The organism is Actinomadura roseirufa (assembly GCF_900659635.1).
GTDB lineage: Bacteria > Actinomycetota > Actinomycetes > Streptosporangiales > Streptosporangiaceae > Spirillospora > Spirillospora roseirufa.
The window spans coordinates 1-9,355 of the sequence record NZ_CAACVB010000276.1 but is presented as its reverse complement, the minus strand read 5'-3'; the positions used below and the strand labels follow the sequence as shown (position 1 = coordinate 9,355).

Genomic DNA, 9,355 nt, shown 5'->3' with positions numbered 1-9,355 from the left:
CGCTGGGCCGACCGCGACCCCGAGGCCGCCAAGCGGCTGACCGCCGCCCGCGCGGTCGTCGCGGCGCTCGCCGACGAGCACGCGATGCCCTCGGAGAACCTCGTCCAGCCCGACCTCGTCCGGCGGCTCGCCTGGACGCCGCCCGCCGAGCCGTCCGCGGCCGCGATCGGCGCGGCGCTGCGCGAGCTCGGGGCGCGCGGCTGGCAGGTGGAGCTCACGGCGCAGCCGCTGGCGAAGGCGTTCCTGCGGCTCGACTGCAAGGGAGACCGATGATCCGCGGGACGGGCTCCGCCGCCGGGTGACGGAACTCGCCCTTGCGGAGCCCGCCGTCCGAGAACACACTGGCTTAGGTTAGCTTTGCCTAAACGTGTGTGTTTCTTCGGAGGAGTGCGGCGATGCTTCTGGGCAACTTCCTCATCGGACTGCGCGAGGGTCTCGAGGCCGCCCTGGTCGTGAGCATCCTCATCGCCTACCTGGTGAAGACCGGCAACCGCCGGGCCCTGCTGCCCGTCTGGACCGGCATCGCCGTGGCGATCGCCGTCAGCGTCGCGTTCGGCATCGTGCTCAGCGCCGCGTCCTCGGAGATGCAGTTCAAGACCCAGGAGCTGTTCGGCGGCGTCCTGTCGATCCTCGCGGTCGGCCTGGTCACCTGGATGGTCTTCTGGATGCGCCGGACGGCCCGCTTCATGAAGGCCGAGCTGGAGGGCAAGCTCGAAGGGGCCCTGGACGTCGGCCCGCTCGCCCTCGCGAGCGTGGCCGTCCTCGCGGTCGGCCGGGAGGGCCTGGAGACCGCGCTGTTCCTGTGGACGAACATCAGCAACTCCTCCGAGGGCTCCGCCCAGCCGATCACCGGCGCGCTGCTCGGCATCGCCGTCGCCGTCGCGCTCGGCTACCTGCTCTACCGCGGCGGCCTCAAGATCAACCTCAAGCGCTTCTTCACCTGGACGGGCGCCGCGCTCATCGTCGTCGCGGCGGGCGTGTTCGGGTACGGCTTCCACGACCTCCAGGAGGCCGAGGTGTTCCCCGGCCTCGGCTCCGTCGCGCTGGAGCCGCACCGCTTCTTCGCCCACTTCGGCTCGGCGGGCGACTGGATGCAGACGGCCTTCCAGGGCGTCCTGAACGTGACCCCGCAGATCACCTGGCTGCAGCTGATCATGTGGGCGGCCTACCTGGTGCCCGTGATGGCGCTGTTCCTGCGCCCGGCGTCGCCGTCCAAGCCCGCCGCGCCGTCCAAGGCCGCCGAGCCCGCCGCCACGTCCTGACCCGCCCGGACCGTCCCGGCCCCGCGCGGGTCACGGCCGCCGCGCGGCCCGTCACAGGTCGGGCAGCGGGTCCCGGGGCAGCCGGTCGCGGGCGAAGATCTCGGTGTCGGCGGCGTTGACGACGGGGACGTACTCGTCGTCCAGCTCGAACACCGCCCCGGCGAACTCGAACGAGGCGCCCGAGCCCGCCTCCACCGGGCCGATCCGGGTCCCCCGGGGATAGCTGCCCCAGACGCTCTTGGGGGTGCTGCGGCTCAGCGACCCCGTGGAGATCACGGCGACCTGGTCGTCGGTCACCACGAAGATGAACCCCGCCCCGCCGCCGTAGGCCATCGCGGGGAAGATGTAGCGGATCTCTCCATCGATCCCGAGGAACTCTCGGCAGCGCTCGCGGAGCGGGCGTGGCACCGGCATGACGGTGGAGGCACCTCCCCAAGGTGGGACGTCGTCGGCCGCCCCCAATCATGCACCGATCCGTCAGACCGTGGCCAGAGCAACGGTCGGCGACAGCCGCGCCGCCCGCATCGCCGGATACAGCCCCGCCGCCGCCCCGATCGCCAGCGTCGCCGCGAGCGCCCCGCCGAGCGCCCACCCCGGCACCACCGGCGGCCACCCCCTGACCAGCGCGTACACCACCGTGACGGCCGCGCCGAGCAGCACCCCCGCCGCGCCGCCGCCGCCCGACAGCAGCAGCGACTCGGTGAGGAACTGGGTGCGCACCTGCCCGCGCGTCGCGCCGAGGGAGCGGCGCAGGCCGATCTCCCGGCGCCGCTCCAGCACCGACACCACCATCGTGTTGGCGACCCCGACCCCGCCGACCAGCAGCGCCACCGCGCCGAGCCCGAGGAGCACCCCCGTGAACGCCCCGGACGCCGCGGCCTTGGCCGCCAGCGCGTCCGACGGCCGGCTCACCCGCACCTGCTCGGGATGCTCCGGGTCGGCCGTCCGCGCGAGGACGGCCCGCACGTCGCCGACCGCCCCGTCCGCCGACCGCGAGTAGATCGTCGTCGGATGGCCGCCGAAGCCGAGGTGGCGGCGCGCCGCGTCCCAGCCGACGAGCGCCGACCGGTCGATCTCCGGCGCAAGCTCCGCCGGGCGCAGCACCCCGAGGACGGTGAACCACCGCCCGCCGATCCACACCCGCTCCCCCGGCCGGTCCAGGCCGAGCCGCCGAGCCGCCTCCGCGCCGAGCACCACCCCCGGATACCGCCCGGTTCCCGCGTCCAGCCAGCGGCCGTCCGCCATCCCGACGTCCAGTGTGCCGAGCAGTCCCACCGACGCCGCCTGCACCGCGATGCCCTGCGTGACCTCCCGGGGGACGCGGTCGGTGCGGCGCGCGGTCGCGCCCGTCGCGCCCGTCGCGCCGACCGCCGTGACCGGCCCGATCCGGGCCACCATCTCCGGCGCCGTCTCCGGCAGCTCCGCCCGCCCCCCGAACAGCGTGTCGCCCGGCGCGACCGTCAGCAGGTTCGTGCCCAGCCGGTCGAGCCGGCGCAGCAGATCCTCCCGCCCGGACGAGGAGATCCCGACGACCGCCACCATCGTGGCGATCCCGATCGCGACGCCCAGCGCCGACAGCGCGGCCCGCGCCGGCCGGGTCCGCAGCCCGCCGAGCCCGGTGCGCAGCACGTCCCCCACCCCGAGCCGCGCCGGGACGAGCCCCCCGCGCGCCGCCCTCATCGGGTCCCCGCCCCCGCCCGCTCGTCCGCGACGACCCGCCCGTCCCGCATCCGCACCCGCCGCGGCGCCCCCGCAGCCACCTCCCGGTCATGCGTGATGATCACCACGGTGGTCCCGGCACGGTGCAGATCGTCCAGGAGCGCCAGCACGCCGGCGCCCGCCACCGAGTCCAGGTTGCCGGTCGGCTCGTCCGCCAGCAGCAGCTCCGGCCCGCCCGCCACCGCCCGCGCCACCGCGACCCGCTGCTGCTCGCCGCCCGACAGCTCGTGCGGCCGGTGCGCCGTCCGCCGGCCGAGCCCGACCCGCTCCAGCGCCGCCCGCGCCCGCTCCCGCCGCTCGCCCCGTCCGGCGCCGCCGTACAGCAGGCCGTCCGCGACGTTGTCGAGGGCGCTCACCCCCGCCGCCAGATGGAACTGCTGGAACACGAACCCGATGTGCCGCGCCCGCAGCGCCGACAGGGCCCGGTCCGGCAGCTCCGCCACCGCGTGCCCGGCCACCCGCACTCGTCCCGCCGTCGGCCGGTCCAGCGTCCCGACCATGTGCAGCAGCGTCGACTTCCCCGACCCGGACGGCCCGATGACCGCGACCATCTCCCCCGCCGTGACCACCAGGTCCACCCCCCGCAGCGCCGCGACGCCCCCGGCGTACTCCTTCGTCACCCCGGCCAGCTCGATGATCGCCGGCGCGGGCACGTCCACCCCGATCTCCCTCATCCGGTGGGCACCCCGACCCGCGCGCCCTCGCGCACCCCGTCCACCTCGACCCGCCCGCCGCCGAACGCCCCCGTCCGGACGGGCACGAGCCGCCGCTCCGCGCCCTCGACGATCTCCAGCGCGAACCCGCCCTCCCGGGTCGCCAGCAGCGCCTCGACGGGCACCGACAGCACGCCCCGCCGCCGCTCGCTCTCCAGCTCCACGGTGACGGGCGCCTCGTCCAGCCGCCCCGTCCCGGCCCCGCCCAGCGAGATGTCGACGCCCACCGTGGTCTTCTTGTCCTGCCCCGACCCGGTGCTCTCGGCGACGCCGCTCACCTTCCCCACCGTGCCCTTGACGACCTTCCCGCCGGGCAGCTCCACCGAGACCTTGGCCCCCTCCCGGGCGAGATCCTGCTTCTCAGCGTCCAGATCCACGTGGACGACCCGCCCCGTCCCGGCCACCCCCAGCACGGGCTGGCCCTTCGCGACCTGCTTCCCCTTTGGCGCCTTCACCTCTCGGACCCGGACGGGCCCACCGAGGAACACCACCTGCCCCGCGTCGACCGTCCCCGTCTCCGGCAGGCCCAGATCGTCCTGCCACTCCTTCACAGCGGCCTTCGTCGCCTCCGTGAACTCCCGGTCCACGGTCAACCCCCCGTACCCGAGGTCCGTCAGGTTGGTCTCCAGCTGCCGCACATCTCCCCCGGTGACCCCCTGCTCCAGCACCCGGTACATGGGCGTCCCGCCGTACATCAACGTCACGGGCCTGCCCGCCACCCGCATGAGCGGCCCGCCCCTCCTGACGGTCGCGCCCTTCCGTGGCACCCACGTGACCACACCCGACGCCCCGGCCCACACGTCCTGGGCCCCGCTGTAGGTGAGCTTCCCGTCGACCTTCTCGGTGTCGACGAGATCGCCCCGGGTCACGACCACCGTCCCGAGCCGCACCTCATGCCCTGCCTTGGCCTCGTCCCCGTCCATCGCCACCGCGAGCACGATCCCCCCGACCACCACGACCGCGACACCGCCCGCCACCAGCACCCACCTCATTTCGAGGCCCCTGGCAACACGCTCCTGCACGCGTCCCGCGCCTTCCGTGCCCGCTCCATGTCGATGCCTTTGGACGGGATCCGCAACGTCCCGTCCGGCCCCGGATCCTTGACGTCGACCCCGTGCTCACGCATGCACTGCGCGAACCGCACGTACTGGTCGTGCACCCTTGGGTCCTTGAGGTCGGGCATCTTCCCGCCCGCCTGAAGCCACGACTGGCACTTGCGCAGCGCCCCCTGCAACCGCCCCTGGTCGCCGCCCTTCCCCAGCCGCATGGCCGACCCGTCCCCGCTCCCGGGGTCGGGGATGTCCACCCCGTTCTCCCGCATGCACCGGGCGAACCTCAGCTGCGCGTCCTCCGGCGCCAGCGACCGGCTGGGAGAAGCCTCCACCGCCCCCGACGCCGTCCCCCCGACACTCGCCACCCCGCTCCCGCCCCCACCCCCGCAACCCGAAACCCCGACCACCACCACGACGGCGACCACCACCGCCCAGCCCGCGCCCTTCACGACTCCCCCTCTCCGCCAGACCACCCGGCCCGACGAAGAGCATCAGACCCCCACCCCCGTTAAACCCGCATTAGCCGCCCTGTCTCCGAGCGGATCGAACGAAGTCCGAGGAAGTCGCCCGGAGAGCCTCTCACCAGCAAAAACGTCCGGGCGAGTCAAGGGACGTCGACCGGATCGAGCCTCATTGGCTCCCCGTTTTGGCTCCCCTGGCTCCCCCAGCAGAGAGGAGGCGATCATGTCCATCAAGATCGACGAAGACACCATGACGGCCATCGTGAACGGCAAGACCATCGCCAGCGCCACCCGCACGGGCACCCAATGGCGTGTCACCACATGGCCGCACCCGCTGGACCACAACGCAGCGATCACAGCCCTGTCCATCGCCGAGCGCGTCACCACCCACGGCGAGGGAGACCCGTGCGTGGCGGAGTGGCACCGGGAGTTGGCCCGTGCCTGACCGCCTAATCCGCCTCACCACCGCGCTGGCAGTCGTCGCGGTTGCCACCGTGGCCGCGATCATCTCGTACCGCCACGCCTACGAACTGGTCCGCTCCCATGGTGAGGAAGGCCCAACCGCGCGCCTGGTCCCGTTCACGGTGGACGGTCTCATCTGGGCCGCGTCCATGGTGATCCTGGACACGAGCCGCCGCAGCCAACCCCCGCCCGCTCTGGCCAAGTGGAGCCTTGCCATCGGCATCGTGGCGACGGTAGGCGCCAACGTGGCGCACGGGGCAACCCATGGCGTCATCGGCGCCCTGGTCAGCGCTTGGCCGGCTCTAGCCCTGGTCGGCTCGTTCGAACTCCTCATGCCCCTCACCCGAGCCGCAGCACACCCAGACGAGCAACGCACCACCGCAGAGCACCCCGAACCACCACGCACCAAACCGGAGCAGACCCCAGAACAAGCGGTACGAGCCGAGTACCTGGCAAGCCTGGACGGCCCCGGCCGCCCCGTCTCCCAGCGCTACCTAGCCGAGAAGCACGGCATCGACCGCCGCAAGGTGAAGCAGATCATCACCACCGCTCAACCCTAGGGCCGAGCAGAACGGAGGGTTGGTGCCTCGGCATCGCCGAGGCACCAACCCGATAGTTCCGGACAAGCAGGAGAGTGCTGGAACGCCCGAAACAAACCCGTTAAGACGCCTCGACGTACTCTGTACCACAGCCAAGGGCACAGAGTGTGTCAGGCCAAAGCTCAGGCTGCGGCCAGGCATGCTCGCACTGAGTAGTGCAGCCAGCGCCGATGGGGTCAGATCGGCAAACTTCCTGGTCAAGCCGGCCACAGAGTGAGACTCTGACGACGTCCACGTTTGACGGTGGACGAACATGTTGCTTTGATGGCATGCAGAACTCCTGTGTTCTACCCATTGACACTGGGACAGAGGTGTTCACAAGGGCCGGTCGGGAGAGCGCCTACTCTCCTGCCGGCCCGCCCTATGAGCGGCCTTTTCGGGCACCCATAAGTCAGCCAGTGGGACGACTATGCGTTGACTGCGGCGGATCACCTGCCTTTGAGAGGACCTCCCCCAGGAGATCGCCAGACCACCAGGCACGTCGAGCGTGGCGGATGTTGCTACTTTACCCGACCTCACCTCCATCCGTGAGTTGGACACCAAGCAATGAAACGCCTAAATCAGACAGGGCGGCGATCGGCAAAATAGGCATCTACCTGCTGGTTTGCGAACCGAACAAGCTCTCGAACGACCTCCCGGAGGGGGTTGCCCGGCGTGTCGGATCATGTACAGGTGCCCTCACGCTGGAGGCGCCGCGCTTGCCCATACCCGCTCGAAGCTCTCCAGGTAGGTACTGGCCATGTCCCCCTCCTCCGCCCGCCGCAGGTGCAGGACGGGCGCACGAGACGCGGCGATGCCGTAGGCGTGCGGGTTGATCAGTAGGTCATCGTCCGCACGGTAGATCGAGTTGTAGAGAGCACGGTGTCATGCAGCCGGATCTCTACGCCGTCCACCTTGCCGAGAGCCCGGTAGTGGACGAGGGCGTTGCGGATCTTCGCGGCCATCGACTCGCCCACGCCCTCATCACTCCCACGCTCGGCGACGCACGCCCCGTCGGGATCGCCGAGCAGGATCCGCACACCAACACGGGCCCGCGCCCGTCCGGCGATGGCGCGCATGATCCCCATGTCCTCGGCGAGGAACACCCCCGCATAGACCAGAACGCCGATCTCGTCCTTCGCGCCCTGAAAGAGTTGTTCCCACACCGGACGAGGCACGGCCCACCGGTGCGGGTAACTGGCGAGGATCTCGACTTTCGGCGGCTCGGCCCGGACGCGCGCCATCGCAAGCTGAGGCCACAGGTCCGCCTCCTCACATCCGACCAGCGCGGCGACCCCCGTCCGATGACGCGGATGCGGCACGCGCCCGGCGACCCATCGCTGAACGGTCTTGGGATCCACGCCTAACCGACCGGCAACGCCCACCTCGGTCAGGCGCGCGTCGGCAAGGGCACGCCGCAACCTGTCGTTCACCGGACCTCCCGTGGCGCAAGTGAGAACGACGCGCCAACGACGCTAACAGAAGACGTCCTAAGACGTCCCTAGATGTCGATGGAGAGGTCCCAACCAGGCCACAAGGCTCAGAGCACCGACCAACACCGGGCCTCACCCAGGTGAAGCCCCACATGCCAGGGAGCCGCAATGCCCAGTCACCGGCAGCGGGAGACCGCCCCGAGCCAGGCCACCACCAACCCGAACCGCTCCGAGGACCGAGCGCTCGCCGCGCTCCGCCGGGACTTCACCGGTCACCGGATCTGGCGCGCCGTGCGAGGGGGCGGACACCTGGGCGACTGGGTGGCGAGCCTGCACGACCCGTCCGCCGGCATCGATCCCACCGTGATCCGCTCCAACCCCACCGACCTCCGCGAGGCGCTCACCGACGAAGCTGCCCGAGCCGAAGCCGCCCGCCAGTGATGAAGCCGAGACACATCCCTCGCCACACCGCCGACAGGAGCACGGCGCCGCGCACCGGAGCGCCAATCCGTCAGCAGTCGGGCCCCATCCCGTCCCCGCCGCCGGTCTACAGCGGCTCATGGCGGGCGACCTTCCACCTTGCCCGCCTGGGCATCGAGATTCGCCGGTACGGCTGGACGACACAGCTCCACGTCACCGGACCACGCCCGATCTTGCGCGTCATCTCCAAGGCCGCACCGACCATCGGGGAAACCGTCTCGGTGATCCGGGGAAACGGAGCCTGGTGGTACCAGTCCAGCACCGGCCTGTGGCTCGCTCGATGCGCCCACACCGGACCGGCCGCCGAGATGCTGAACATCATCCTCACCCCGTGGCTCACCGCCGCGTCCCACCCGCACAAGAACGACCAACGCTGACATGACCCGCCGCACGGCATGGGGCACCTACGTCAAAATCACCGACGTACTACGCCAACGCATCACAGACGGCACCTACGCCCCCGGCGACCGCCTCCCCGGCGAGGGAGACCTCTGCGCCGAGTTCAACGTCGCCCGCAACACCGTGCGGCGGGCCCTGTCCCCCCTGCAAGCCGAGAAACTCATCACCGTCCGCACCGGCGTGGGCCGATTCGTCCCAGCGACCTCAAGGCCACCACGCACCAACGCCGAACGCATCACCGAAGACCTACGCCACCAGATCGACACCGGCCACCTCACCCCCGGCGACGCGCTACCCAGCGAGACCCGAACCGCCCGCCGCTACGGCGTCTCCCGCTTCACCGCCCGCGCCGCACTCATCGCCCTGGCAACCGCCAGCCTGGTCACCTGCATCCACGGCAAGGGACGCTACGTCCGCCAAGACGTCCCCAGATGAACCACACACGCCCGTGGACGTCCACGCCCACCCTCATACCGTCGAACCCATAAACAAGAACACCGCAGCCTGGGCCCGCGACCTCGCCCGCAAGCACCTCGAAAACCCACTCCCCCGACGCTAGGCCCACACCCAAGGCGTAGCCCGCCAAGCCCGCACCCTAGCCCCCATCCTCGGCGACCAAGCCGACCTCCTAGAAGCCGCAGCCTGGCTCCACGACATCGGCTACGCCCCCGACCTCGTAGACACCGGCTTCCACCCCCTAGTACTGCAACGACAGGTTGCGATACTGGCGCTGGCGATAGTGACTGCGCCGGGCTTTTTGGAGGGCCCGTCTTCGCCATTCTGACCATGCAAGGAT

At 71.2% G+C, this 9,355-nt stretch carries 12 protein-coding genes and 2 pseudogenes; 8 read left to right on the top strand and 6 right to left on the bottom strand.

Annotated elements, in window-relative coordinates:
- Both E1291_RS34765 and efeU read left to right on the top strand, forming a co-directional pair.
- A pseudogene (locus E1291_RS34765) lies at positions 1-273 on the top strand (ribonuclease D); the annotation flags it as partial.
- Positions 274-395: 122 nt separating this feature from the next.
- Positions 396-1,262 carry an iron uptake transporter permease EfeU gene (efeU, locus tag E1291_RS34760; RefSeq protein WP_131742311.1) on the top strand — a complete coding sequence of 289 codons (867 nt, stop codon included), beginning with the start codon at positions 396-398 and terminating at the stop codon, positions 1,260-1,262.
- A gap of 51 nt (positions 1,263-1,313) precedes the next feature.
- On the opposite strand, the gene E1291_RS34755 is transcribed toward efeU, so the two are convergent.
- From E1291_RS34755 to E1291_RS34735, 5 genes are all read right to left on the bottom strand, one after another.
- On the bottom strand, positions 1,314-1,676 hold the full coding sequence (locus E1291_RS34755) for a hypothetical protein (protein WP_131742310.1): 363 nt from the start codon (positions 1,674-1,676) through the stop codon (positions 1,314-1,316).
- A gap of 63 nt (positions 1,677-1,739) precedes the next feature.
- Positions 1,740-2,942, bottom strand: a complete 1,203-nt coding sequence (locus E1291_RS34750; RefSeq protein ID WP_131742309.1) for an ABC transporter permease — start codon at positions 2,940-2,942, stop codon at positions 1,740-1,742.
- Positions 2,939-3,655 carry an ABC transporter ATP-binding protein gene (locus E1291_RS34745; RefSeq protein WP_131742308.1) on the bottom strand — a complete coding sequence of 239 codons (717 nt, stop codon included), beginning with the start codon at positions 3,653-3,655 and terminating at the stop codon, positions 2,939-2,941. Before E1291_RS34745 ends, E1291_RS34750 begins: the two co-directional genes overlap by 4 nt.
- Positions 3,652-4,716 (bottom strand): peptidoglycan-binding protein, encoded by a 1,065-nt coding sequence (locus tag E1291_RS34740; RefSeq protein WP_242614562.1) that lies wholly within the window; start codon positions 4,714-4,716, stop codon positions 3,652-3,654. The genes E1291_RS34745 and E1291_RS34740 overlap by 4 nt, the downstream gene beginning before the upstream one ends.
- Positions 4,683-5,111, bottom strand: a complete 429-nt coding sequence (locus E1291_RS34735; protein ID WP_131742307.1) for a hypothetical protein — start codon at positions 5,109-5,111, stop codon at positions 4,683-4,685. Before E1291_RS34735 ends, E1291_RS34740 begins: the two co-directional genes overlap by 34 nt.
- Positions 5,112-5,430: 319 nt before the next feature.
- Between E1291_RS34735 and E1291_RS42585 the strand changes: the two genes are divergently transcribed.
- Both E1291_RS42585 and E1291_RS34730 read left to right on the top strand, forming a co-directional pair.
- Positions 5,431-5,652 carry a hypothetical protein gene (locus tag E1291_RS42585; RefSeq protein ID WP_165495435.1) on the top strand — a complete coding sequence of 74 codons (222 nt, stop codon included), beginning with the start codon at positions 5,431-5,433 and terminating at the stop codon, positions 5,650-5,652.
- A complete protein-coding gene (locus tag E1291_RS34730) occupies positions 5,645-6,229 on the top strand; it encodes a DUF2637 domain-containing protein (protein ID WP_165495434.1) in 585 nt (194 codons plus the stop codon). The genes E1291_RS42585 and E1291_RS34730 overlap by 8 nt, the downstream gene beginning before the upstream one ends.
- A gap of 854 nt (positions 6,230-7,083) precedes the next feature.
- On the opposite strand, the gene E1291_RS34725 is transcribed toward E1291_RS34730, so the two are convergent.
- Positions 7,084-7,680 (bottom strand): XRE family transcriptional regulator, encoded by a 597-nt coding sequence (locus tag E1291_RS34725; RefSeq protein ID WP_306434494.1) that lies wholly within the window; start codon positions 7,678-7,680, stop codon positions 7,084-7,086.
- 168 nt (positions 7,681-7,848) lie between these two features.
- On the opposite strand from E1291_RS34725, the gene E1291_RS34720 reads away from it, so the two are divergent.
- The 4 genes and pseudogenes from E1291_RS34720 to E1291_RS44365 all read left to right on the top strand — a co-directional run.
- Positions 7,849-8,121, top strand: a complete 273-nt coding sequence (locus tag E1291_RS34720) for a hypothetical protein (protein ID WP_131742305.1) — start codon at positions 7,849-7,851, stop codon at positions 8,119-8,121.
- 212 nt (positions 8,122-8,333) lie between these two features.
- Entirely contained in the window at positions 8,334-8,537 is a 204-nt protein-coding gene (locus E1291_RS34715; RefSeq protein WP_131742304.1) for a hypothetical protein, read from the top strand.
- A gap of 1 nt (position 8,538) precedes the next feature.
- Positions 8,539-8,994: a GntR family transcriptional regulator gene (locus E1291_RS34710; RefSeq protein WP_131742303.1), complete on the top strand. Its 456-nt coding sequence runs from the start codon at positions 8,539-8,541 to the stop codon at positions 8,992-8,994.
- Between the two features lie 139 nt (positions 8,995-9,133).
- A pseudogene (locus E1291_RS44365) lies at positions 9,134-9,343 on the top strand (HD domain-containing protein); the annotation flags it as partial.
- Positions 9,344-9,355 lie beyond the last annotated feature (12 nt).

Coding starts and splice junctions, on each gene's coding strand:
- E1291_RS34710 (WP_131742303.1), top strand. CDS start 8,539: ATGACCCGCCGCACGGCATGGGGCACCTACGTCAAAATCACCGACGTA.
- E1291_RS34745 (WP_131742308.1), bottom strand. CDS start 3,655: ATGAGGGAGATCGGGGTGGACGTGCCCGCGCCGGCGATCATCGAGCTG.
- E1291_RS34720 (WP_131742305.1), top strand. CDS start 7,849: ATGCCCAGTCACCGGCAGCGGGAGACCGCCCCGAGCCAGGCCACCACC.
- E1291_RS34755 (WP_131742310.1), bottom strand. CDS start 1,676: ATGCCGGTGCCACGCCCGCTCCGCGAGCGCTGCCGAGAGTTCCTCGGG.
- efeU (WP_131742311.1), top strand. CDS start 396: ATGCTTCTGGGCAACTTCCTCATCGGACTGCGCGAGGGTCTCGAGGCC.
- E1291_RS42585 (WP_165495435.1), top strand. CDS start 5,431: ATGTCCATCAAGATCGACGAAGACACCATGACGGCCATCGTGAACGGC.
- E1291_RS34750 (WP_131742309.1), bottom strand. CDS start 2,942: ATGAGGGCGGCGCGCGGGGGGCTCGTCCCGGCGCGGCTCGGGGTGGGG.